The organism is Microbacterium sp. LWH13-1.2 (assembly GCF_038397735.1).
Lineage (GTDB): Bacteria > Actinomycetota > Actinomycetes > Actinomycetales > Microbacteriaceae > Microbacterium.
This window is the reverse complement of sequence record NZ_CP151635.1, coordinates 1,363,159-1,385,638: the sequence shown is the minus strand read 5'-3', so window position 1 is coordinate 1,385,638 and position 22,480 is coordinate 1,363,159. Positions and strand designations below refer to the sequence as shown.

23 protein-coding genes are annotated in these 22,480 nt (G+C 69.2%); all 23 read left to right on the top strand.

What is annotated here, in order from left to right; genetic code table 11:
- Positions 1-26 precede the first annotated feature (26 nt).
- The 23 genes from pyrR (at position 27) to trpA (ending at position 22,474) form a co-directional block, all read left to right on the top strand.
- Positions 27-557 (top strand): bifunctional pyr operon transcriptional regulator/uracil phosphoribosyltransferase PyrR, encoded by a 531-nt coding sequence (gene pyrR, locus MRBLWH13_RS06460; protein ID WP_056307666.1) that lies wholly within the window; start codon positions 27-29, stop codon positions 555-557.
- Complete coding sequence (locus MRBLWH13_RS06455) at positions 554-1,519, top strand: aspartate carbamoyltransferase catalytic subunit (protein WP_341957439.1); 966 nt, start codon at positions 554-556, stop codon at positions 1,517-1,519. The genes pyrR and MRBLWH13_RS06455 overlap by 4 nt, the downstream gene beginning before the upstream one ends.
- Positions 1,516-2,820 carry a dihydroorotase gene (locus tag MRBLWH13_RS06450; protein WP_341957438.1) on the top strand — a complete coding sequence of 435 codons (1,305 nt, stop codon included), beginning with the start codon at positions 1,516-1,518 and terminating at the stop codon, positions 2,818-2,820. Before MRBLWH13_RS06455 ends, MRBLWH13_RS06450 begins: the two co-directional genes overlap by 4 nt.
- A complete protein-coding gene (locus MRBLWH13_RS06445) occupies positions 2,817-3,353 on the top strand; it encodes a hypothetical protein (protein ID WP_341957437.1) in 537 nt (178 codons plus the stop codon). The genes MRBLWH13_RS06450 and MRBLWH13_RS06445 overlap by 4 nt, the downstream gene beginning before the upstream one ends.
- Complete coding sequence (gene carA / locus MRBLWH13_RS06440) at positions 3,350-4,495, top strand: glutamine-hydrolyzing carbamoyl-phosphate synthase small subunit (protein ID WP_341957436.1); 1,146 nt, start codon at positions 3,350-3,352, stop codon at positions 4,493-4,495. Before MRBLWH13_RS06445 ends, carA begins: the two co-directional genes overlap by 4 nt.
- Positions 4,495-7,782: a carbamoyl-phosphate synthase large subunit gene (gene carB / locus MRBLWH13_RS06435; RefSeq protein ID WP_341957435.1), complete on the top strand. Its 3,288-nt coding sequence runs from the start codon at positions 4,495-4,497 to the stop codon at positions 7,780-7,782. The genes carA and carB overlap by 1 nt, the downstream gene beginning before the upstream one ends.
- The gene (pyrF, locus tag MRBLWH13_RS06430; protein ID WP_341957434.1) at positions 7,779-8,624 is read left to right on the top strand and encodes an orotidine-5'-phosphate decarboxylase; all 846 of its coding nucleotides are present in this window, start codon (positions 7,779-7,781) and stop codon (positions 8,622-8,624) included. The genes carB and pyrF overlap by 4 nt, the downstream gene beginning before the upstream one ends.
- Positions 8,617-9,525 carry a guanylate kinase gene (gene gmk, locus MRBLWH13_RS06425; protein ID WP_341957433.1) on the top strand — a complete coding sequence of 303 codons (909 nt, stop codon included), beginning with the start codon at positions 8,617-8,619 and terminating at the stop codon, positions 9,523-9,525. Before pyrF ends, gmk begins: the two co-directional genes overlap by 8 nt.
- A 65-nt stretch (positions 9,526-9,590) precedes the next feature.
- A complete protein-coding gene (gene rpoZ / locus MRBLWH13_RS06420) occupies positions 9,591-9,848 on the top strand; it encodes a DNA-directed RNA polymerase subunit omega (protein WP_042536631.1) in 258 nt (85 codons plus the stop codon).
- Positions 9,849-9,941: 93 nt separating this feature from the next.
- Complete coding sequence (gene metK / locus MRBLWH13_RS06415; protein ID WP_341957432.1) at positions 9,942-11,135, top strand: methionine adenosyltransferase; 1,194 nt, start codon at positions 9,942-9,944, stop codon at positions 11,133-11,135.
- Positions 11,136-11,311: 176 nt separating this feature from the next.
- Entirely contained in the window at positions 11,312-13,270 is a 1,959-nt protein-coding gene (locus MRBLWH13_RS06410) for a primosomal protein N' (RefSeq protein WP_341957431.1), read from the top strand.
- A gap of 59 nt (positions 13,271-13,329) precedes the next feature.
- A complete protein-coding gene (gene fmt / locus MRBLWH13_RS06405; RefSeq protein ID WP_341957430.1) occupies positions 13,330-14,250 on the top strand; it encodes a methionyl-tRNA formyltransferase in 921 nt (306 codons plus the stop codon).
- The gene (locus tag MRBLWH13_RS06400) at positions 14,247-15,809 is read left to right on the top strand and encodes a transcription antitermination factor NusB (protein ID WP_341957429.1); all 1,563 of its coding nucleotides are present in this window, start codon (positions 14,247-14,249) and stop codon (positions 15,807-15,809) included. Before fmt ends, MRBLWH13_RS06400 begins: the two co-directional genes overlap by 4 nt.
- A 64-nt stretch (positions 15,810-15,873) precedes the next feature.
- The gene (rpe, locus tag MRBLWH13_RS06395; protein WP_341958238.1) at positions 15,874-16,494 is read left to right on the top strand and encodes a ribulose-phosphate 3-epimerase; all 621 of its coding nucleotides are present in this window, start codon (positions 15,874-15,876) and stop codon (positions 16,492-16,494) included.
- Positions 16,491-16,754, top strand: coding sequence for a phosphoribosyl-ATP diphosphatase (locus tag MRBLWH13_RS06390; RefSeq protein WP_341957428.1), 264 nt, complete (start codon positions 16,491-16,493; stop codon positions 16,752-16,754). The genes rpe and MRBLWH13_RS06390 overlap by 4 nt, the downstream gene beginning before the upstream one ends.
- A gap of 38 nt (positions 16,755-16,792) precedes the next feature.
- Complete coding sequence (gene hisG, locus MRBLWH13_RS06385; protein WP_056509944.1) at positions 16,793-17,635, top strand: ATP phosphoribosyltransferase; 843 nt, start codon at positions 16,793-16,795, stop codon at positions 17,633-17,635.
- Entirely contained in the window at positions 17,635-18,396 is a 762-nt protein-coding gene (gene hisF, locus MRBLWH13_RS06380) for an imidazole glycerol phosphate synthase subunit HisF (protein WP_341957427.1), read from the top strand. The genes hisG and hisF overlap by 1 nt, the downstream gene beginning before the upstream one ends.
- The gene (hisI, locus tag MRBLWH13_RS06375; protein ID WP_341957426.1) at positions 18,393-18,752 is read left to right on the top strand and encodes a phosphoribosyl-AMP cyclohydrolase; all 360 of its coding nucleotides are present in this window, start codon (positions 18,393-18,395) and stop codon (positions 18,750-18,752) included. The genes hisF and hisI overlap by 4 nt, the downstream gene beginning before the upstream one ends.
- Positions 18,749-19,339, top strand: a complete 591-nt coding sequence (locus MRBLWH13_RS06370) for a Trp biosynthesis-associated membrane protein (protein WP_341957425.1) — start codon at positions 18,749-18,751, stop codon at positions 19,337-19,339. Before hisI ends, MRBLWH13_RS06370 begins: the two co-directional genes overlap by 4 nt.
- A 48-nt stretch (positions 19,340-19,387) precedes the next feature.
- The gene (locus tag MRBLWH13_RS06365) at positions 19,388-19,633 is read left to right on the top strand and encodes an HGxxPAAW family protein (RefSeq protein WP_056307697.1); all 246 of its coding nucleotides are present in this window, start codon (positions 19,388-19,390) and stop codon (positions 19,631-19,633) included.
- Entirely contained in the window at positions 19,633-20,406 is a 774-nt protein-coding gene (gene trpC / locus MRBLWH13_RS06360) for an indole-3-glycerol phosphate synthase TrpC (RefSeq protein WP_341957424.1), read from the top strand. The genes MRBLWH13_RS06365 and trpC overlap by 1 nt, the downstream gene beginning before the upstream one ends.
- Positions 20,406-21,674 (top strand): tryptophan synthase subunit beta, encoded by a 1,269-nt coding sequence (trpB, locus tag MRBLWH13_RS06355; protein WP_341957423.1) that lies wholly within the window; start codon positions 20,406-20,408, stop codon positions 21,672-21,674. Before trpC ends, trpB begins: the two co-directional genes overlap by 1 nt.
- Complete coding sequence (gene trpA, locus MRBLWH13_RS06350; RefSeq protein ID WP_341957422.1) at positions 21,671-22,474, top strand: tryptophan synthase subunit alpha; 804 nt, start codon at positions 21,671-21,673, stop codon at positions 22,472-22,474. The genes trpB and trpA overlap by 4 nt, the downstream gene beginning before the upstream one ends.
- Positions 22,475-22,480 lie beyond the last annotated feature (6 nt).

Here is a 22,480-nt window from a genome sequence, read left to right as displayed (position 1 = left end):
CTGTGAGGCGGAGAAGGGAGCGGCTGATGAGTGCACGCACCGTTCTGCACGAAGCCGATATCTCGCGGGCACTCACCCGCATCGCACACGAGATCCTCGAATCCAACCGAGGGGCTGAGAACCTCGTCCTGCTGGGCATTCCGACCCGCGGCGTCACTCTCGCCCGTCGCCTCGCCGCTGTCATCGGCGAGATCGCACAGACCTCTGTGCCGGTGGGAGCGCTCGACGTCACGATGTTCCGCGACGATCTCGCCAAGCACCCGACGAGGTCGCCGCGTCCGACGGACATCCCCGTCGGTGGGATCGATGGACGCACCGTGGTCCTCGTCGACGACGTGCTCTTCTCGGGTCGCAGCATCCGCGCAGCCCTCGACGCGCTGCAGTCGATCGGCCGCCCGGCAGTCGTGCGCCTGGCGATCCTCGTCGACCGCGGCCACCGCGAGCTGCCGATCCGCCCTGATTTCGTCGGCAAGAACATCCCCTCGTCCCGGCAGGAGCGCGTGAACGTGCGCCTCACCGAAGACGACGGCGCCGAAGAGGTGACGATCGAAGCATGAGGCATCTCCTCGACACCCGCACCCTCGACCGCGAGACCGCTCTGCGCATCCTCGACGTCGCCGAGGACATGTCCGCCACTCAGTCGCGCGAGGTCAAGAAACTCCCGACTCTGCGCGGCAAGACCGTCGTGAACCTCTTCTTCGAGGACTCGACACGAACCCGTATCTCCTTCGAGGCCGCCGCGAAGCGCCTGTCGGCCGACGTGATCAACTTCGCAGCCAAGGGCTCCAGCGTGTCCAAGGGCGAAAGCCTCAAAGACACCGCGCAGACGCTGCAGGCGATGGGGGCGGATGCCGTCGTCATCCGCCATCCCGCCTCCGGCGCCCCGCAGACTCTCGCCACGAGCGGCTGGATCTCCGCAGGCGTCGTCAACGCCGGGGACGGCACGCACGAGCATCCGACGCAGGCGCTGCTCGACGCGTTCACGATCCGCAAACGACGCTTCGGCGCGGACAGCCGCGGTCGCGACCTCTCGGGCGTGACGGTCGTCATCGTCGGCGACGTTCTGCACTCGCGGGTCGCGCGCTCGAACGTCTGGCTGCTCGCGACGCTCGGGGCCGAGGTCACGCTGGTGTCCCCGCCGACGCTGGTGCCGCAGAACGTCTCGCTCTGGCCGGCGAGGGTCGTCTACGACCTCGATCAGGCGCTGGCGGAAGGCCCGGATGCGGTGATGATGCTGCGCATCCAGCTCGAGCGGATGAACGCCGCGTATTTCCCGACTGAGCGGGAGTATTCCAGACGATGGGGTCTTGACGCTCTGCGAGTCGCAGGTCTTCCGGACGGTAGCATTGTGATGCACCCCGGACCCATGAACCGGGGTCTGGAGATCTCCTCCGAAGCCGCCGATTCCCCGCGCTCCACCGTGCTGGAACAGGTGACGAACGGAGTGTCCATCCGGATGGCAGTGCTGTACCTGCTTCTTGCAGGAGAACGAGACGACGAACGAGGGGGAGACCAGTGAGCGAGACCCTCGTCATCACCGGCGCACAGCTTCTCGGTGCGGAGAGCGCCGACATCATCGTGGAGAACGGGGTGATCGCCGAGATCGGAACCGGTCTCTCGCGCACGGGGGCCCGTGTCATCGACGCGGCGGGCCTCGTCGCGCTTCCCGGTCTCGTCGATCTGCACACCCATCTTCGCGAACCGGGCTACGAGGCCTCCGAGACGATCCTCACCGGGACCCGAGCGGCGGCGGCCGGTGGCTTCACCGCCGTCTTCGCGATGCCGAACACGTCGCCGGTCGCAGACACGGCCGGAGTCGTCGAGCAGGAGCTCGCGCTCGGGGAGGCCGCAGGCTACGCCACGGTCCAGCCGATCGGCGCGGTCACTGTCGGGCAGAAGGGCGAGCGGCTCGCCGAGCTGGGCGCGATGGCGACATCGCGCGCCCAGGTGCGCGTCTTCAGCGACGACGGCTTCTGCGTCTTCGATCCGCTGATCATGCGCCGTGCGCTCGAGTACGTGAAGTCCTTCGACGGCGTCATCGCCCAGCACGCGCAGGATCCCCGTCTCACCGAAGGCGCCCAGATGAACGAGGGCACCGTCTCGGCCGAGCTCGGACTCGCCGGGTGGCCGGCGGTCGCGGAGGAGTCGATCATCGCCCGCGATGTGCTCCTCGCCGAGCACGTGGGCTCGCGCCTGCACGTCTGCCACCTCTCGACCGCCGGTTCCGTCGACATCATCCGCTGGGCCAAGAAGCGAGGCATCAAGGTGACCGCCGAGGTCACCCCTCACCATCTGCTGCTGACCGATGAGCTCGTGCGCGGCTACGACGCCCGGTTCAAGGTCAACCCGCCCCTGCGCCGCGAAGAGGATGTCCTCGCCGTGCGCGAGGGCCTCGCGGACGGGACGATCGACATCGTCGCGACCGACCACGCCCCGCACCCGAGCGAGCACAAGGCGTGCGAGTGGCAGGCCGCCGCGAACGGAATGGTCGGGCTCGAGAGCGCACTGCGCGTCGTGCACCAGTCGATGGTGCAGACGGGCCTGATCGGCTGGGAGGACGTGGCACGCGTGATGAGTGCGGCTCCCGCGCGGATCGGTCGCCTGTCAGGCCACGGCACGCCTCTCGAGGTCGGTGCGCCGGCGCAGATCGCGCTCTACGACGCGTCGGTCGCAGGGGTCTTCACCGAGGCCGACCTGCACGGCCGCAGCGTGAACTCTCCCTACCTCGGACGCGACCTGCCCGGACGCGTCGAGTACACCGTGCACGGCGGCGTCCTCACCGTCGACGCCGGCGCCGTGGTCCCGGAGCTCCGGGCATGATCCCCAGGGATCTCGCGATCGCGCTGATGATCGCGCTGGCGGTCCTCGTGCTGCTCACGATGCTGTTCGCCTGGCGACGACGACTCCGACGCGATTCCGGACTCACGGCGCCCCTCGGTGTTCCCGAGCACGCGCAGGTGCTCGACCGGCACGAGGTGCTGTACGTGTCGACGACCAGGCACGATCAGCCGCTCGAGCGCCTGACGCTGTCGCCGCTCGCGTACCGCGCCCGGGGCGAGGTCGCGGTCACCGACCGGGGACTCGCGCTGTGCCTCGACGGAGCACCGACGGTGTTCCTGGCCTCGGCTCGCCTGGCGAGCGTCGACCGCGCGACGGTCACGATCGATCGCGTCGTCGAGCCCGGCGGGCTCGTCCGCGTGGCCTGGAGCGCCGACGACGACACGATCGTCGACTCCTACCTCCGTCTCACCGACGGAGACCCCCAGAACTTCATCTCAGAACTGCAGCGACTCGTCCCCGCCTCCGGCGCCTCGGACGACGAAGCCGCCCCCGACACAGGAGCAACGTCATGACAGCCCTCCCCGAACCCGCCGTCCTCGTCCTCGAAGACGGGACCCGTCACACCGGCCGCGCCTATGGCGCGCTGGGAACCACCATCGGCGAGGTCGTCTTCGCCACCGGCATGTCCGGCTACCAGGAGACGCTCACCGACCCGTCGTACGCCGGACAGATCGTGCTGCAGACGGCGCCGCACATCGGCAACACCGGCATGAACGACGAGGACCCCGAGTCGCGTCGCATCTGGGTGGCCGGCTACATCGTGCGGGACCCCTCACGCGTCGTCTCGAACTGGCGCGCGAACGCCTCGCTCGACGAGGTGCTGGTGCAGGACGGCATCGTCGGCATCAGCGGCATCGACACCCGCTCGATCACGCGCCACATCCGGTCGGCCGGCTCCATGCGCGGCGGCATCTTCTCGGGTGAGGCCGCGCGGCTCGACGAGGGGGAGCAGCTGCGCCTCGTACGCGAGGCCCCGGAGATGGCCGGTCAGAACCTCTCGGCTCAGGTCTCCGTCGACGTCGCGACGGTGACGACGGCGATGGGGGAGAGGGTCGGCAACCTCGCAGTCCTCGACCTCGGCGTCAAGCAGGCCACGATCGACAACCTCGCAGCCCGCGGGTTCGAGGTGCACGTCCTGCCGCAGAACGTCACGATCGATGACATCCGATCGATCGATCCGGTCGCGGTCTTCTACTCGAACGGCCCCGGCGATCCCGCGGCATCCGGCGACCACGTCGAACTGCTGCGCGCAGTCCTCGACGACGGCCTCCCGTTCTTCGGCATCTGCTTCGGCAACCAGCTGCTCGGTCGCGCGCTGGGCCTCGGCACCTACAAGCTGCCGTTCGGTCACCGCGGCATCAACCAGCCCGTGCTCGACAAATCGACCGGTCGGGTCGAGATCACCGCGCACAACCACGGCTTCGCGGTCGACGCACCGCTCGAGGGCTCCTTCGACAGCCCGAACGGCTACGGCAAGGTCGAGGTCAGCCACGTCGGTCTGAACGACAACGTGGTGGAGGGCCTCCGCGCCCTCGACATCCCCGCGTTCTCGGTGCAGTACCACCCCGAGGCGGCCGCAGGCCCCCACGACGCCAACTACCTCTTCGACCGGTTCCGCGACATGGTCATCGCCAGCAAGAAGGACGCCAAGTAATGCCCAAGCGCGACGACATCAACTCCGTTCTCGTCATCGGCTCCGGCCCGATCGTCATCGGTCAGGCCTGTGAGTTCGACTACTCCGGCACCCAGGCGTGCCGCGTCCTCCGCGAGGAGGGCGTGCGGGTCATCCTGGTCAACTCGAACCCGGCGACGATCATGACCGACCCCGACTTCGCCGATGCGACGTACATCGAGCCGATCACCTGGCAGGTCATCGAGACCATCATCGCCAAGGAACGCCCCGACGCGATCCTGCCGACCCTCGGCGGTCAGACGGCGCTGAACGCCGCGATCGAGCTGCACAACCACGGCATCCTCGAGAAGTACGACGTCGAGCTGATCGGTGCGAGCTTCGAGGCGATCAACAAGGGCGAAGACCGTCAGATCTTCAAGCAGCTGGTGCTGGATGCCGGCGCAGACGTGGCGCGCAGCATCATCGCGCACACCATGGACGATCTGCTCGAGGGCGCCGCCGAGCTCGGCTACCCGCTCGTCGTCCGTCCGTCGTTCACCATGGGCGGCCTCGGCTCCGGCTTCGCCTACGACGAGGAGGACCTCCGCCGCATCGGTGGCGCCGGGCTCCGGGACTCGCCGACCACCGAGGTGCTCCTGGAGGAGTCCATCCTCGGCTGGAAGGAATACGAGCTCGAGCTCATGCGGGACACCGCCGACAACACGGTGGTCGTCTGCTCGATCGAGAACGTCGACCCGGTCGGCGTGCACACGGGCGACTCGATCACGGTCGCCCCGGCACTGACGCTGACCGACCGCGAGTACCAGAAGCTCCGTGACATCGGCATCGACATCATCCGCGCCGTCGGCGTCGACACCGGCGGATGCAACATCCAGTTCGCCGTCGACCCCAGCAACGGCCGCATCATCGTGATCGAGATGAACCCGCGCGTCTCGCGTTCGAGCGCCCTTGCCTCGAAGGCGACCGGGTTCCCGATCGCCAAGCTCGCCGCCAAGCTCGCGCTCGGTTACCGCCTCGACGAGATCCCGAACGACATCACGGGTGTGACGCCTGCGAGCTTCGAGCCCACGCTCGACTACGTCGTCGTCAAGGTGCCGCGGTTCGCGTTCGAGAAGTTCCCGGCCGCTGACGCCACGCTCACCACGACCATGAAGTCCGTCGGCGAGGCCATGGCGATCGGACGCAACTACGCGACCGCCCTGCAGAAGGCGCTCCGCTCGCTCGAGAAGCGCGGCTCCAGCTTCCACTGGGGCACCGAGGAGCGCTCGGTCGAAGAGCTGCTCGAGACCTCGAAGGTGCCGACCGACGGACGAATCGTCACGCTGCAGCAGGCGCTCCGCAAGGGCGCGACCGTCGAGCAGGCCTTCGACGCCACGGCGATCGACCCGTGGTTCATCGACCAGATCGTGCTGATCAACGAGGTCGCCGAGATCGTGGCCGCAGCGCCGGAACTCGATGCAGCGACGCTCCGATACGCGAAGGAGCACGGCTTCTCCGACGCGCAGATCGCCGAGCTGCGTGGCGAGAAGGAGGCGGAGATCCGCGGCGTGCGCCACGGGCTCGGCATCCGCCCGGTGTTCAAGACCGTCGACACCTGCGCCGGCGAGTTCCCGGCTCTCACGCCCTACCACTACTCGAGCTACGACTTCGAGACGGAGGTCACGCCCTCGGATCGCACCAAGGTCGTCATCATCGGATCGGGTCCGAACCGCATCGGCCAGGGGGTCGAGTTCGACTACTCGTGCGTCCACGCGTCGTTCGCACTCTCGGATGCCGGCTTCGAGACCATCATGGTCAACTGCAACCCCGAGACGGTGTCCACCGACTACGACACGTCGGACCGGCTCTACTTCGAGCCGCTCACGCTCGAAGACGTGCTGGAGGTCCTCGATGCGGAAGCCGCCAGCGGCACCATCCTCGGCGTCGTCTGCCAGCTCGGCGGACAGACTCCGCTGGGGCTCGCGAAGGGCATCGAGGCGGCCGGCTACCAGGTGCTGGGCACCAGTCCTGAGGCGATCGACATCGCGGAAGAGCGCGAGCTGTTCTCGCAGCTCCTCGACGCCGCAGGCCTCATCGCCCCCCGCCACGGCACCGCTGTGGACGCGGATGGCGCGGTGGCCGTCGCCGAGGAGATCGGATACCCGGTGCTCGTGCGTCCGAGCTTCGTGCTCGGCGGACGCGGGATGGAGATCGTCTACAGCTCGGAGTCGCTGCGCGAGTACTTCGTGCGCACGGCGGGCGAGGTCATCATCGAGGAGGGCAAGCCCCTGCTCGTCGACCGGTTCCTCGATGACGCGATCGAGCTCGATGTCGACGCCCTCTACGACGGCACCGAGCTGTTCATCGGTGGCGTGATGGAGCACCTCGAAGAGGCCGGCATCCACTCCGGCGACTCGAGCTGCACCCTTCCTCCCGTCTCGCTCGGGCGCACCGATATCGATCGCGTCCGCGAGGCGACGCTGGCGATCGCGAAGGGCGTGGGCGTCCGCGGCCTGCTGAACGTGCAGTTCGCGATCAGCGCCGGCGTGCTCTACGTGATCGAGGCGAACCCGCGCGCGAGCCGCACGGTGCCCTTCGTCTCCAAGGCGCTGGGCATCCCGATGGCCAAGGCAGCGAGCCGCGTGATGGTGGGATCGACGATCGCGGAGCTGCGCGCCGAGGGCATGCTGCCCGAGCAGGACGGTTCTCGCGTGCCCCTCGACGCCCCCGTGTCGGTCAAGGAGGCCGTGCTGCCCTTCAAGCGGTTCCGCACCGCAGACGGCAAGACGGTCGACTCGATCCTCGGACCGGAGATGCGCTCGACCGGTGAGGTCATGGGCATCGACCGCGACTTCCCGACGGCGTTCGCGAAGAGCCAGGCTGCCGCGTACGGCGGGATGCCGACTTCCGGCACGGTGTTCATCTCGGTCGCCGACTCCGACAAGCGCGCGGTCATCCTTCCGGCGCACCGCCTGCAGCAGCTCGGTTTCACCATCGTGGCCACCGAGGGCACGGCCGAGATCCTGTCGCGCAACGGCATCGCCGTGACCGTCGTCGAGAAGTACAGCGAGACCCAGGAGTCGGGTGCCACGAACATCGTCGACCTGATCAACGAGGGTGCGATCGACATCGTCGTGAACACCCCATCGGGTGGAGCGGCCCGTGCCGACGGGTACGAGATCCGCGCAGCAGCGGTCGCGGCCGACAAGGCGCTGTTCACCACGATGGCCGTCCTCGGCGCTGCGGTGAGCGGCATGGATGCGGCCCACGAGGGCTTCCAGGTCAAGAGTCTGCAGGAGTACGCCCTCGACCGGAAGGCCGCTTTGTGAGCGCACGCTTCGGTGAGCGGGTCCGTGCCGCCGTATCGGCGCACGGCCCGCTCTGCGTGGGCATCGACCCGCATGCGTCGCTCCTGCAGTCCTGGGGACTCACGGATGACGCTCGCGGGGTCCGTGACTTCGGGCTGCGGACGGTCGAGGCCGCCGCAGGCCGGGTCGGCGTCGTGAAGCCGCAGGTGTCGTTCTTCGAACGCTTCGGTTCCGCGGGGATCGCCGCGCTCGAAGACGTCCTGTCCGCGGCACGGGCCGCCGGTCTGATCGTGATCGCCGACGCGAAGCGCGGCGACATCGGATCCACGATGGATGCGTACGCCGAAGCCTGGCTCACGCCAGGGTCTCCACTCGAGGCCGATGCGCTCACGGTCAACCCGTTCCTCGGTGTGGGGGCGCTGGACGGCGCCTTCGCCCTCGCGCAACAGCACGACAAAGGGCTGTTCGTCCTCGCGGCGACCAGCAACCCCGAAGCAGAGGGCCTGCAGCGCGCGGTCTCGGAGACGGGGCGCGCGGTGTCGGCCGACATCATCGCCGTGGTCTCGTCCCGCAACGCGGAGCAGTCGAACACGGGGGAGTGGGGGAGCTTCGGCTTCGTCATCGGCGCCACGGTCGACTGGGCCGACGCCGGCATCGCCGCTTTCGCGCCGACGGCGCCCATCCTCGCGCCCGGGTTCGGGACGCAGGGTGCGACCCCCGCAGACCTCCACCGACGATTCGGCGCGATGAGCGGAGCGGTCATCGCCAGTGAGAGCCGCAGCATCCTCTCGGCAGGGCCCGCCGGCCTCGCCGCCGCCATCGACGCTCGCGTCGCAGAGTACAGGGAGGCCGGCCGTGGCTGAGTCTCGTCCGGTTCCCGAGGTCGATCGTGCCGCCGCCGCCCGCAAGGCCGTCGAGCGACGACGTGCACGTGCCTCGCTCAAGCGCGATCTGACCATGCGCGTCGTGACCCCGCAGACCGTCCTCGACCGCGCGACGGCCGACCCGGACTCGGTCGAGGGCTCGATGCGGATCACCGACTTCCTGCTCGCCCTCCCGGCGATCGGCGCGGGAAAGCGCGACCGTATCCTCGACGAGCTGCACATCTCGCCGGTCAAGCGCCTGGGGGGCCTGGGCGTCCGTCAGCGCGTCGCCCTTTCGCAGTGGCTCGACTCGCGCTTCCCCGTGCTCGAGCCGCGCGGAGCCCGCAGCCGTCTGCTCGTCCTGGCGGGTCCCACCGCGGTGGGCAAGGGAACGGTCGCCGCCCACATCCGCGAGAACAATCCCGAGATCCACCTGTCGGTCTCGGCGACCACCCGACCCGCTCGCCCCGGCGAGGTCGACGGAGTGCACTACTACTTCGTCGACGACGCCGAGTTCGACCGGTTGATCGCCGAGGACGAGCTGCTCGAATACGCCGTCGTGCACAACCGCTCGCGATACGGCACGCCCCGGGCACCGATCGATGCCGCGCTGGCCGAGGGCAAGACGGTTCTGCTCGAGATCGATCTGCAGGGCGCGCGTCAGGTGCGCAAGGCCGAGCCCGCCGCGACCCTGATCTTCCTCCTGCCGCCGACGTGGGACGAACTCGTCCAGCGACTGGTCGGACGAGGCACCGAAGGCGCCGAGGAACGGGCTCGTCGCCTTCGCACCGCGAAGGTCGAACTGGCCGCGCAGAACGAGTTCGACCACCTGATCGTGAACGAGGACGTCGCCACCGCTGCCGCGGAGGTCGTAGAATTGTCTTCGAGCTCTGCGCGCTGAGCGTCTTCGCGCGCCCGCTGCACCGTCTTCGCGACGATCCCGTCGCCTGATCAGGAGGTCCCACCATGGCCGGACACCACACCAACGGAATCATCGATCCCCCCATCGACAACCTGCTCGACCGTGTCGACTCGAAGTACGAGCTCGTGATCTACGCCGCCAAGCGCGCGCGCCAGATCAACGACTACTACTCCGACCTGCACGAGGGAAACCTCTTCGACAACGTCGGTCCGCTGGTCGACTCCTCTGTCGAGGACAAGCCGCTGACCATCGCTCTGCACGAGATCAACGAGGACAAGCTCCGTCTCCGTCACGCCGAGTGACGTCCGATGACCGCACCGCCGGCTGATGTCGGCGGTGCGGTCCATCATGGGAGCCACCCCCTTCTTTCCGTCCGACCCCGTTCTGGAGCCCTGATGAGCGCCCTGCGTCTGTTCACGTCCGAGTCCGTCACCGAGGGGCACCCGGACAAGATCTGCGACCAGATCTCGGACAGCATCCTCGACGGGCTCATCGCGAAGGACCGGGATTCCCGCGTCGCGGTCGAGACCCTCGTCACCACGGGTCTCGTGCACGTCGCCGGCGAGATCCGCACCGAGGCCTACGTCGACATCCCGACCATCGTCCGCCAGGTCGTGAACCGCATCGGGTACACCTCGAGCGAGACGGGCTTCGACGGCGACTCCTGCGGCGTCAGCATCTCGGTCGGCGAGCAGTCGACGGACATCGCGCACGGCGTCGACAGTGCCCAGGAGCACCGGGACGGCGGATCGATCGATCCCCTCGACGGGCTCGGAGCGGGCGATCAGGGCATCATGTTCGGGTTCGCCACGAACGAGACGCCGCAGCTGATGCCGATGGCCGCGTGGACGGCGCACCGCATCGCGGAGCGGCTGACCGAGGTCCGCCGCTCCGGCGCTCTGCCGTTCCTGCGGCCCGACGGCAAGACGCAGGTCACGCTCGGGTACGACGGCTTCACGCCGAAGACCGTCGACGCCGTCGTCCTCTCGACGCAGCACCACCCCGACATCTCGCAGGACGAGCTCAAGGCGCAGGTGCGCCAGCACGTGATCGCCCCTGTCCTCGAGTCGACGGGGCTCGATCTCGACGACATCACGTACTACATCAACCCCGCAGGCCCGTTCGTCACCGGTGGCCCCAAGGGCGACGCCGGTCTCACCGGGCGCAAGATCATCATCGACACGTACGGCGGCGCAGCTCGTCACGGTGGTGGCGCGTTCAGCGGCAAGGACCCGTCCAAGGTCGACCGATCGGGTGCCTACGCGACCCGGTGGGTCGCGAAGAACGCGGTTGCCGCTGGTCTCGCCGACCGCCTCGAGGTGCAGGTCGCGTATGCGATCGGCGTGGCACGCCCCGTCGGCCTCTACGTCGAGACCTTCGGCACGGGCAAGGTCTCAGACGAGGTCATCACGCGTGCGATCAGCGAGGTCTTCGATCTGCGCCCGCAGGCGATCATCGAGCAGCTCGACCTGCTCCGCCCGATCTACGCGCAGACCGCCGCCTACGGACACTTCGGGCGCGAGCTGCCGGAGTTCACGTGGGAGCGCACCGACCGCGCTGAAGAGCTGCGACGCGCCGCCGGCCTCTGACAGGTGGCCTGATGCCATCCGACGGGCCGATGCCATCTGAGGAGCCTCTGTCTTCCGGTGGGCGTGAGCTCTCCGACCGGCCGGAGCCGCCGCGTTCCGACGGGCAGGAACCGACATCTGCCGGTCGGCCGGATCCGGCGTCTTCCGACGGGCAGGTCACCGATGACATCGCTCCGATGACGACGCAGAGCCGACGCATCGCGCGGGTGCTGCTGGATTCGCCGCTCCCGCAGCTCGACAGACTCTTCGACTACGCGCTGCCGGACGAGCTCGGCGACGTCGCGCCGGGAGTCCGGGTGCGCGTGCCTCTCCGCACGGCAGGTCGGGTGATAGACGGCTACGTGATCGAGGTCGACACCGAAGACGACGCCGATCGACCGCTGTCCGAAGTCGACGGCATCGTGTCGCAGGTGCCGGTGCTGCCCGACCGCCTTTACCGTCTCGCGCGCCGTGCCGCAGACCGAGCGGCGGGTTCGGCGTCCGACGTGCTCCGACTCGTCATCCCGAAGAGACAGGTGCGCGTCGAGAAGGCCTGGAAGGCGGACTCGCCGCCGCTCGTTCCCACCGACGAGGCGCTCACGGGGGCGGTCGGACTCATCACGTCATACGACGGGCTCGAGGAGGTGCTTGAATCGGGCGGGCGCGCCGCCGTCGAGGCGATCCCGGTGCACCACGACGGCGCGCCTGGCTGGGCGGCGCTGCTCGCGTCATCTGCAGCACGCATGCTCGCTGCCGGCAAATCGAGCATCCTGGTCGTTCCGGATCACCGCGATCTCGATCAGCTCCTCGCCGTTCTCGCCACGACCGTCCCGGCCGAAGCCGTCGCCCGCTACGACTCGCGGCAGACCAACCCCGATCGCTATCGCTCTTTCCTCCGCTCGCTCGAAGACGCGCCGAGCATCGTCGTCGGCAACCGCTCCGCCGTGTACGCCCCCGTGCGCGCCGGGCTCGTCGCCGTATGGGACGACGGGGATCCGCTGCTCGGAGAGCCGCTCGCGCCCTACATCAACGCCAGGGACACGGCGCTTCTCCGTCAGGAACAGGAGGAGTCAGCGCTCCTGTTCGTCGGGCACACGCGCACCACAGACGTCGAACGTCTGGTCGCCCACGGCTGGCTGCAGGATGTCAGGGCGGCGCGGCGGGTCCTCCCGAGAGTGGTGCTGAGCACACCTCAGGAGATGGACGCCCCCACAGCGCAGCGGATGCCGTCGTCCGCGTTCCTCTCGGCACGCAACGCCGCGGCAGAGGGGCCAGTGCTGGTGCAGGTCTCCCGACCCGGGTTCGCGCCGTCGCTGGTCTGCGCCGAGTGCCGGGCTCCTGCCCGCTGCGCCCACTGCGGCGGTCCTCTCGGCGCGAAGCATCGCGGTGCGGTCCCCGTCTGCGCCTGGTGCGGGCGCGGTGCACGGGCGTGGGCCTGCCCTGCGTGCTCGTCGACGAAGCTCCGTCTCGCCTCGTCGGGCAGTGAGCGCACGGCCGACGAGCTGGGCAAGGCGTTCCCCGGCATTCGCGTGATCGTGGCCGACAGCGCGCACCCCGTGGAGCATGTCGCAGACAAGCCGTCGCTCGTGGTCGCGACGCGTGGAGCGGAACCGCTGGCCGACGGCGGCTACCGGGCGGTCGTCCTGCTCGACGGTCCGCGGATGCTGCAGGCACCCGATCTCCGCATCGGAGAGGCGTGCCTGCGCTGGTGGTCCAATGCCGCAGCTCTCGCGGCTCCCGGTGCCCCGATCCACCTCGTCGGAGTCGACGGCTCGATCGCTCGGGCACTCGCCACCTGGAACCAGTCCGGTTATGCGCGGTCCGAGCTCGCCGAACGCGCACCCCTGCATATGCCGCCGGCCACTCGCGTGGCGCTCGTCGAAGGCACTACGGCAGCCGTCGCCCGCGCACTGGCATCGCTGCAGGAACTCAAGCTCCCGGGAGATGCGGTTCTCGGCCCCGTGCCGATCGAGTCCGACGACCATCCGCCCCGGGTCCGCGCGCTCGTGCGCTTCGAATACGGCGCAGGTGCGAAGGTCGCGACGACGCTTCGCGCCTCGGTCGTCGCCGAAGCCGTGAGCGCCCGTCGGGGCAAGGGCAAGTCGACTCGGAGCGCGCTCTCGGTTCGGCTCGATATCCTCGACCCAGAGCTCTGATCGCGAACACGCCGTCAGTCCTCACCCGATCCACCCCCGCATCCCTCCGGAGCACCTTCATGCGTCTCGTCTTCGCCGGCACACCGTCGGCAGCCGTCCCCACCCTCCGTCGCCTCGCGACGGAGCACGACATCGCCGCGGTCGTCACGCGGCCCGACGCGCCGCTGGGTCGCAAGCGGGTGCTGACGCCGTCGCCGGTCGCCCAGGTCGCCGCCGAGCTCGGTCTGCCGATCATCAAGGCTGCGCGGCTGGACGCCGAGGCCACGGATGCCATCGCCGCCCTCGCCGTCGACCTCGGCGTCATCGTCGCCTATGGCGGACTCGTCCGCGAGCCGCTGCTCTCGACCCCCGCGAAGGGCTGGATCAATCTGCACTTCTCGCTCCTGCCGCAGTGGCGGGGAGCGGCCCCGGTGCAGCGAGCCCTGATCGCCGGCGACCAACAGCTCGGCGCCAGCGTCTTCCAGCTGGTCCCCGCGCTCGATGCGGGTGACCTCTTCGCCACCCGCGTCGTCGACGTCCCCTCCGAGGCCACGGCCGATGCCGCGCTCGAGACCCTCGCGATCGACGGCGCGAAGCTGACGTCCGAGGTCGTCGCCGCGATAGCCGACGGCACGGCCCGCTCGGTGCCGCAGGAGGGCGAGCCGACGGTGGCGCCGAAGCTCACCTTCGACGACGGACAGCTCGAGTGGAGTGATCCGCTCGCCCGTGTCTTCGCGCGCTTCCGCGGAGTCACTCCCGAACCCGGTGCCCACACGACCGTCGACGGCACGCGGCTGAAGATCCTCGAGGCCGTGCCTGCAGCCGACGGGTCGGCGCTGGAGCCGGGCGAGATCGTCGCGACCAAGACGGCGCTGCTCATCGGAACCGCGACAGCACCCCTGTCGGTGACGCGGGTGCAGCCCGCAGGAAAGGGCGCCATGAACGCGGTCGATTGGTGGCGTGGTCAGCGGGACACCGAGAACGCGCGGGCCGGAGCATGAGCGGCGAGCAGAGCGACCGTCCGCGTCGCCCCGGCCGCACCGGAGACCCCCGAGCTCGTTCGCAGGGACGCCGCGGTTCGTCGCAGGGCCAGCGCGCTCAGTCCTCCTCCGGTGCCCCGCAGCCGCGCGATGCCCAGCAGCGCGGCCCCCAGCGCACGGGCCCGCAACGCACGGTTCAGCCGGCCCGCCGAGTCGCATATGACGTGCTCCGTGCGGTGTCGGAGTCGGATGCGTACGCGAATCTGATCCTGCCCCCGGCGATCGCCGAAGCGGGTCTGAACCCGCAGGATGCGGCGCTGGCCACCGAACTCGCCTACGGCACGCTCCGGCGTCGCGGCACCTACGACGCGATCATCTCGTCCGCCGCCGACCGTCCTGCCGAGGAGATCGATCCGGCCGTGCTGGATGCTCTCCGGTTGGCGACGCATCAGCTGCTCGCGACGCGGGTCGCCTCGCACGCCGCCGTGAACGAGTCCGTGAACCTGGTCGCAGCGACGCAAGGCCGAGGAGCCTCGAGCTTCGCGAACGCCGTCCTCCGTCGGATCTCACGCGAGACACCGGGGGAGTGGGAGCAACGAATCGAGGGCTCCGCCCGCTCTGACGATGAGCGGCTCGCTCTGCGATCGGCCCATCCGGTATGGGTCATCCGCGCTCTGCGCCGCGCGCTGGCGGCCGAGGGCAGGGCCGATGAGCTCGATGACCTCCTCGATGCAGACAACGCCTCGCCCGAAGTGACGCTCGTGGCGCTCCCCGGCCTCGCCGAGCCGGGAGAGCCGCGTCGGCCCTATGCGCCGACGGCGTACGGTTCGCCGGGCGGAGACCCGCATCGGGTGATCTCCGAGTCAGGGGGCACCGTGCGCGTGCAGGACGAGGGGTCCCAGCTGGTCGCTCTCGCACTGGTCGAGGCCGCGCCGATCGCGCCGGGGGAGCGATGGCTCGACCTCTGCGCGGGCCCGGGAGGCAAGACCGCGCTGCTCGCGTCGATCGCCCGAGAGCACGATGTGACGCTCGAAGCCAACGAGGTCGTTCCCACGCGCGCCCGGCTCGTGCGCAATGCGCTGAAGGCGGTGCCCGGCGACGTCGTGGTGCACGAAGAGGACGGCCGATCCTTCGGCGCCTCGCACAGCGGCGTGTTCGATCGCATCCTCGTCGATGCCCCCTGCACCGGTCTCGGGGCCTTGAGAAGGCGCCCTGAGGCACGGTGGCGCAAGAGCCCGGCCGACGTCGCCGAGCTGGTGCCGCTGCAGGTCGAGCTCCTGAGCTCTGCGCTCGATGCGCTCGCCCCCGGTGGCATCGTCGCCTACGCGACCTGCTCTCCGCATCTCGCCGAGACCACCGGCGTGGTGCAGGAGGTGCTGCGAGGGCGCAGCGACATCACTGAACTCGACGCGCGGGCCGTGGTCGCGGGCGTGTCCGAATCGCCGATCGACCTCGGAAGCGACGGGTCGGGTCGCATGCAGCTGTGGCCGCACCGTCACGGCACAGACGCCATGTTCCTCGCGCTTCTTCAGCGCACAGTGACACCGTCGAGCGGCGCGAACGCCGAAGAAGGAGACTAGAGACGTGGATCTTCCTCGCGCACCGCGCATCAACCCCAGCATCCTCGCCGCCGACTTCGTGAACATGCAGCGTGATCTCGCGAGGATCGCCACGGCCGACTTCGCGCATGTCGACGTCATGGACAACCACTTCGTTCCGAACCTCACCTTCGGGCCGCAGATGGTCGAGAGGATCCAGGCGACCAGCCCGATCCCTCTCGACGTGCACCTGATGATCACCGACCCCGAGCGATGGGCACCCGGCTATGCCGAGCTGGGAGCGGCGAGTGTCACGTTCCACCTCGAAGCGGCCGCCGACCCGATCTCGCTCGCCCGTACGCTTCGCAGCATGGGCGCTCGCGCAGGGGTCGCGATCAAGCCCGACACTCCCGCAGAGGGCCTCTACAGCGTTCTCGAGGAGTTCGATCAGATCCTCGTCATGACCGTCGAGCCCGGATTCGGAGGTCAGGGATTCATGCCCGAGACGATGCCGAAGCTCCGGGCCCTCGCGGATGAGGCGAAGCGTCGGGGCTCGAACGTCTGGTTGCAGGTCGACGGCGGCATCTCGGATGCGACGATCGAGGCCGCTGCAGCTGCCGGAGCCGACACTTTCGTCGCCGGGTCCGCCGTGTACGGCGCTGAGGACGTCGAAGCGGCCGTCACTCGGCTCAGGGACCGCGCCAGAGCCGCTAGCCTGGAATCGTGAAGACTTTCGACGAGCTGTTCGCCGAGCTCAGCCTCAAGGCCGAGACCCGACCCGAGGGATCGGGGACGGTCGCAGAGCTCGACGGCGGTGTACACACCATCGGCAAGAAGATCGTCGAAGAGGCCGCCGAGGTATGGATGGCCTCCGAGTACGAATCCGACGAGGACGCCGCCGAGGAGATCTCCCAGCTGCTCTACCACGTGCAGGTGATGATGATCGCGAAGGGCCTGAGCCTTCAGGACGTCTACCGACATCTGTGAAGCGCTCCGCCACACTCGCTTCGATCTGAAGGCATCCCATGCTGCGTATTGCTGTTCCCAACAAGGGCTCTCTCTCCGAGACCGCCGCCGACATGCTCGCGGAGGCCGGTTACGCCGGTCGTCGTGACCCCAAGACCCTCCACGTCGTCGACACCGACAACGACGTCGAGTTCTTCTACCTCCGTCCCAAGGACATCGCCACCTACGTCGGCTCGGGAGCCATCGACGTCGGCATCACGGGTCGCGATCTCCTGCTCGACGCCCGGATGCCGGGTGCGCGTGAGATCGAGGCGCTCGGCTTCGCCGGCTCCACGTTCCGCTTCGCTGCGCCCTCCGGCCGTTACACCGACGTCTCCGAGCTCGACGGGCTCCGCATCGCCACCTCGTACCCGGGGCTGGTCGATGCGTTCCTCGATGAGCGCGGCATCGCGGTCGACCTCGTGCCGCTCGACGGTGCGGTCGAGTCCGCCGTACGCCTCGGCGTCGCCGACGCGGTCGCGGATGTCGTCGAGACCGGCACGACACTGCGTCAGGCGGGGCTCGACGTCTTCGGGCCTGTCATCCTGCAGTCCGAAGCCGTCCTGATCGCCGGGCCGCAGGACGCAGAGGGCTCCGAGACGCTGCTGCGTCGCCTGCGCGGAGTGATGGTCGCCCGCCGATTCGTGATGATCGACTACGACCTGCCTCTGGCGCTGCTCGATGACGCGGTGAAGATCGCCGGGGGCATCGAGTCGCCGACCGTCTCTCCGCTGCGCGACCCGGAGTGGGTCGCGGTGCGCGTGATGGTGGCGCGGGCACGGGTGAACCCCGTGATGGACGCGCTTTATGCGCTCGGCGCCCGCGCGATCCTCGTCACGGCGATCCACAACGCGAGGCTCTGATGACGCTCGCGAGCCGAGTCATCCCGTGTCTGGATGTCGCCGACGGGCGCGTGGTCAAGGGCGTCAACTTCGAGAACCTCCGGGACATGGGCGACCCCGTCGAGCTCGCGCGGCACTATGCGGCGCAGGGCGCTGACGAGATCACCTTTCTCGACGTCACCGCGACCGTCGATGCCCGCGCGACGACGTATGACGTGGTGCAGCGCACGGCGGAGCAGGTCTTCGTCCCGCTGACGGTCGGCGGAGGAGTGCGCAGCGTCGACGACGTGGCGCGTCTTCTCTCGGTCGGAGCCGACAAAGTCGGCGTCAATTCCGCCGCGATCGCGCGACCGGAGCTCATCGGCGAGATCGCCGATCGCTTCGGCGCGCAGGTGCTCGTGCTCTCGCTGGACGTCAAGCGCGCGAACACGACCCACTCCGGGTTCGTGGTCACCACGCACGGCGGACGCACGCAGACGACTCTCGACGCCCTCGACTGGGCGCGAGAGGCCGCCGAGCGCGGTGCCGGAGAGCTCCTGGTCAACTCGATCGACGCCGACGGCACTCGCGACGGCTTCGACCTCGAACTCGTGAAACTCATGCGCGAAGCGGCATCCGTGCCGGTCATCGCCTCGGGCGGCGCCGGCAAGGTCTCCGACTTCGCTCCTGCCATCAAGGCGGGGGCGGATGCCGTGCTCGCAGCCAGCGTGTTCCACACCGGTGCTCTCACCGTCGGAGACGTGAAGGACGCGCTGCGCGCCGAAGGAGTGATCGTCCGATGACCGACATCGAGGATCGGATCGCCCAGGTCGCCTTCAACACCGACGGGCTCGCCCCTGTCATCGTGCAGCAGTGGGACACCGCAGAGGTCCTCATGCTCGCGTGGGTCGATGCCGAGGCGCTGCGCAGGACCCTCACATCGGGTCGCGCCGTCTACTGGTCGAGGTCGCGGCAGGAGTACTGGCGCAAGGGCGACACCTCCGGCCACATCCAGGTCGTGCATGAGGCCCGCCTCGACTGCGACGGCGACGCGATCCTGCTCCGCGTCGACCAGACCGGACCTGCCTGCCACACCGGCACGCGCACCTGCTTCGACTCGAACGACCTCGAGGCCGTCGAAGGGGGCGCATCCGCATGACGATCGCCCGTCGAGGCCGCTCCATCGCCGTCTCCGGCTTCCTGCTGTCCGGCGCGATCGGGATCATCTCGTCGACCCAGACCTGGCTGACCGTCGAGCGCACGGACGCCGGTGAGGCGATCCTGGTTCCGGGAGCCTCTGCGCTGCCGCTTCTCGCGCCGCTGAGCCTGGCCGTGCTCGCGCTCGGCATCGCGCTGTCGATCGTCGGCCCGGTGGTCCGTCTCGTCTTCGGTGTGCTCGGTGCCGCCAGCGCCGTGTTCCTCGGGTGGACGACCTTCCAGCTGCTGCTCTCCGAGCCGTTGAGCGCGGTCGGACCGACCGTGACCGAGACCACGGGACTCGCGGGAGAATCGGCGATCGCCGACGTCGTCGCGGGCATCGAGCTCTCCGCCTGGCCGGTCATGACGCTGATCGGGTGGGCCCTGCTGCTGGTCGCTTCGCTCGTGGTGCTGGTCACCTGGCGACGCTGGAAGAAGGGCGGCCGCCGCTATCGCACCGACGCCGCGCACGTCGAGGCCGCCGCAGGCCCTGTCGACGCGATCGACTCGTGGGACGACCTGTCACGCGGAACCGACCCCACACGATGACCCCGATAGACTTGAACCGACCCACCACGTCGTCCCCCGGAGGAGACCATGACCAACCCGATCGCTGACCCCGGCCACGGACACTCGCCGGCAGCATGGACCGCCGTGATCATCATGCTCGCGGGCTTCACGATCGGCACGCTGGCGTTCTGCCTCGCCGAGTTCAGCCCCGTGTGGGTCGCCCTGATCTGGGTCGGCGCCGCCATCGTCCCGATCGGCGCGCTCGTGGGCTGGCTGCTCGCGAAGGCCGGTTACGGCGTGAAGGGCCCCAAGTACTCGCCGAAGGCGCACTAATGGTCCTCGCCGACCTCACGGCCGGCGCAGTCGCTGACGCAGAGCGTCGCGCACTCACCCGGCCGCTGGCCGAGGTCGAGCGCGACGCTCTGGCGCGCCCCGCCGCGAAAGACGCCCTCGCCTTCCTCGCTCCTTCCGAGCAGGTCAAGATCATCGCCGAGGTCAAGCGAGCGAGCCCGTCTCGAGGGGCCCTCGCCGAGATCCCCGACCCGGCGCTCCAGGCTTCGCTGTACGAGACCGGGGGAGCCTCGGCCATCAGCGTGCTCACCGAGGAGCGCCGCTTCGGCGGCAGCCTTGCCGACCTCGAGGCGGTCACCGCCCGTGTGTCGCTGCCGGTGCTCCGCAAGGACTTCATCGCGAACCGGTACCAGGTGCTCGAGGCGCGTGCCGCGGGCGCCGACCTCGTGCTGCTGATCGTCGCCGGACTCGAGCGCGCGGTGCTCGACGACCTCTTCGGGTTCATCACGGAACTCGGCATGACGCCTCTGGTCGAGACTCATTCGGCTGATGAGCTCGAGGTCGCGATCGACCTCGGTGCCCCGCTGATCGGGGTCAACGCTCGTGACCTGAAGACGCTCGAGCTCGACCGCGACCTGTTCGGCCGCCTGGTCGAGCGCATTCCGGACTCCGCCGTCAAGATCGCCGAATCCGCTGTGCTCACCCCTGCAGACGTCGCGCACTACCGCTCGGCGGGGGCAGACGTCGTCCTGATCGGTGAGGCGCTCGTCACGGGCGACCCGGTCTCCACTCTCAAGAGCTTCCTGGAGGCGTGATGAGCCTGCGTGATCAGCATGGTCCACTGTTTGGCGACTACGGCGGACGGTACATGCCCGAATCGCTGATCGCCGCGATCGACGAGCTCTCCGCGGCCTACGCCGACGCGATCGCCGACCCGGCCTTCCGCTCCGAGCTGGCGTCTCTGCTCAGCTCGTACGCGGGACGCCCGTCGCCGCTGACCGAGGTCGCGCGGTTCGCCGAGCACGCCGGCGGCGCGAGGGTCTTCCTCAAGCGTGAAGATCTGAACCACACCGGCTCGCACAAGATCAACAATGTGCTGGGTCAGGCGCTGCTGACCAAGCGTCTCGGCAAGACGCGCGTGATCGCCGAGACGGGCGCAGGGCAGCACGGTGTCGCCACGGCCACCGCGGCCGCGCTCTTCGGGCTCGAGTGCACGATCTACATGGGCGAGGTCGACACCGAGCGTCAGGCGCTCAACGTCGCGCGGATGCGCCTCCTGGGCGCCGAGGTCGTCGCCGTCACGTCAGGATCCCGCACGCTGAAGGACGCCATCAACGACGCGTACCGCGACTGGGTCGCGACCGTCGAGACCACCAACTACATCTTCGGCACCGCCGCGGGACCGCACCCGTTCCCCGCGATGGTGCGCGACTTCCAGAAGATCATCGGCGAGGAAGCGCGTCAGCAGCTGCTCGACGAGGTGGGACGCCTGCCCGACGCCGTCGTCGCGTGCGTCGGCGGAGGGTCGAACGCCATCGGCATGTTCGATGCCTTCCTCGACGACGATGGCGTCAAGCTCTACGGCGTCGAGGCCGCAGGTGACGGCGTCGACACGCCCCGTCACGCGGCGTCCATCGAGCGCGGACGACCGGGCATCCTCCACGGCGCGAAGACGTACGTGCTGCAGGACGAAGACGGACAGACCGTCGAGTCGCACTCGATCTCGGCCGGGCTCGACTACCCGGGCGTGGGTCCGGAGCACTCCTGGCTCGCCGACATCGGACGAGCCGAGTACATCCCCGCCACCGACGACGAGGCCATGCAGTCGCTGCGACTGCTGAGCCGCACCGAAGGCATCATCCCCGCGATCGAGTCGGCGCACGCGCTGGCCGGAGCACTGCGCATCGGGCGTGAGCTCGGGCCGGATGCCGTGATCGCGATCTGCCTCTCGGGTCGCGGCGACAAGGACATGGACACCGCTGCTCGCTATTTCGACCTCTACGACGCCGCAGCGCTCGCGCACGACGTCGACGAGGAGAGCGCTGCAGAGCAGTCGGCCTCGAAGGGGGAGCCGGAGCTGTGAGCCGCGTAGAACAGGCGATCGCCGCCGCACACGACGCGGGGCGCAGCGCGTTCGTCGGGTATCTCCCGGTGGGATTCCCCGATCTCGAGACGAGCATCGAGGCCGCGATCGCCCTCGCCGAGAACGGCGTGGACATCATCGAGCTCGGCCCGCCCTACAGCGACCCTGTGATGGACGGCGCCGTGATCCAAGAGGCCACCACCGCAGCGCTCGCGAACGGGTTCAAGATGAAGGACCTCTTCACGGCGGTCCGGGCGATCGCCGCCGCCACCGATGTCCCTGTGCTGGTCATGACGTACTGGAATCCGGTGTTCCAGTACGGCGTCGACCGCTACGCCGACGATCTTCTGGCGGCCGGCGGGGCAGGGCTCATCACCCCCGACATCACTCCCGACGTCGCAGGCGACTGGATCGCCGCGAGCGAGAGGACGGGCCTCGACCGCATCTTCCTCGCCGCCCCCACATCGACCGACGAGCGTCTCGAACTCGTCGTGAAGTCGTCGACGGGCTTCGTCTACACCGTGTCGACCATGGGCATCACGGGGGAGCGCACCGAGCTCGATCGAGCGGCGCGCACCCTGGTCGGTCGCCTGCGCGCACACGGCAGCATCCGCGCCTGCGTCGGCATCGGCATCTCGACCGCCGAGCAGATCGCCGGTGTCTCCGAGTATGCGGACGGCGCCATCGTCGGCACCGCACTCGTCCGCGCCCTTCGTGACGGCGGCATCCCCGCCCTCGCCGAGGTCACCCGAAACCTGGCCGTCGGCACGTCGTCGTCGCGCCCCGCACACGAGAACTAGAATCGC

What these genes read in the sequence shown, in the direction of transcription:
- pyrR (WP_056307666.1), top strand. Translation starts at nt 27, where the DNA reads ATGAGTGCACGCACCGTTCTGCACGAAGCCGATATCTCGCGGGCACTC.
- MRBLWH13_RS06455 (WP_341957439.1), top strand. Translation starts at nt 554, where the DNA reads ATGAGGCATCTCCTCGACACCCGCACCCTCGACCGCGAGACCGCTCTG.
- MRBLWH13_RS06445 (WP_341957437.1), top strand. Translation starts at nt 2,817, where the DNA reads ATGATCCCCAGGGATCTCGCGATCGCGCTGATGATCGCGCTGGCGGTC.
- carA (WP_341957436.1), top strand. Translation starts at nt 3,350, where the DNA reads ATGACAGCCCTCCCCGAACCCGCCGTCCTCGTCCTCGAAGACGGGACC.
- carB (WP_341957435.1), top strand. Translation starts at nt 4,495, where the DNA reads ATGCCCAAGCGCGACGACATCAACTCCGTTCTCGTCATCGGCTCCGGC.
- rpoZ (WP_042536631.1), top strand. Translation starts at nt 9,591, where the DNA reads ATGGCCGGACACCACACCAACGGAATCATCGATCCCCCCATCGACAAC.
- metK (WP_341957432.1), top strand. Translation starts at nt 9,942, where the DNA reads ATGAGCGCCCTGCGTCTGTTCACGTCCGAGTCCGTCACCGAGGGGCAC.
- MRBLWH13_RS06410 (WP_341957431.1), top strand. Translation starts at nt 11,312, where the DNA reads ATGACGACGCAGAGCCGACGCATCGCGCGGGTGCTGCTGGATTCGCCG.
- fmt (WP_341957430.1), top strand. Translation starts at nt 13,330, where the DNA reads ATGCGTCTCGTCTTCGCCGGCACACCGTCGGCAGCCGTCCCCACCCTC.
- MRBLWH13_RS06400 (WP_341957429.1), top strand. Translation starts at nt 14,247, where the DNA reads ATGAGCGGCGAGCAGAGCGACCGTCCGCGTCGCCCCGGCCGCACCGGA.
- rpe (WP_341958238.1), top strand. Translation starts at nt 15,874, where the DNA reads ATGCAGCGTGATCTCGCGAGGATCGCCACGGCCGACTTCGCGCATGTC.
- hisG (WP_056509944.1), top strand. Translation starts at nt 16,793, where the DNA reads ATGCTGCGTATTGCTGTTCCCAACAAGGGCTCTCTCTCCGAGACCGCC.
- hisF (WP_341957427.1), top strand. Translation starts at nt 17,635, where the DNA reads ATGACGCTCGCGAGCCGAGTCATCCCGTGTCTGGATGTCGCCGACGGG.
- hisI (WP_341957426.1), top strand. Translation starts at nt 18,393, where the DNA reads ATGACCGACATCGAGGATCGGATCGCCCAGGTCGCCTTCAACACCGAC.
- MRBLWH13_RS06370 (WP_341957425.1), top strand. Translation starts at nt 18,749, where the DNA reads ATGACGATCGCCCGTCGAGGCCGCTCCATCGCCGTCTCCGGCTTCCTG.
- MRBLWH13_RS06365 (WP_056307697.1), top strand. Translation starts at nt 19,388, where the DNA reads ATGACCAACCCGATCGCTGACCCCGGCCACGGACACTCGCCGGCAGCA.
- trpC (WP_341957424.1), top strand. Translation starts at nt 19,633, where the DNA reads ATGGTCCTCGCCGACCTCACGGCCGGCGCAGTCGCTGACGCAGAGCGT.
- trpB (WP_341957423.1), top strand. Translation starts at nt 20,406, where the DNA reads ATGAGCCTGCGTGATCAGCATGGTCCACTGTTTGGCGACTACGGCGGA.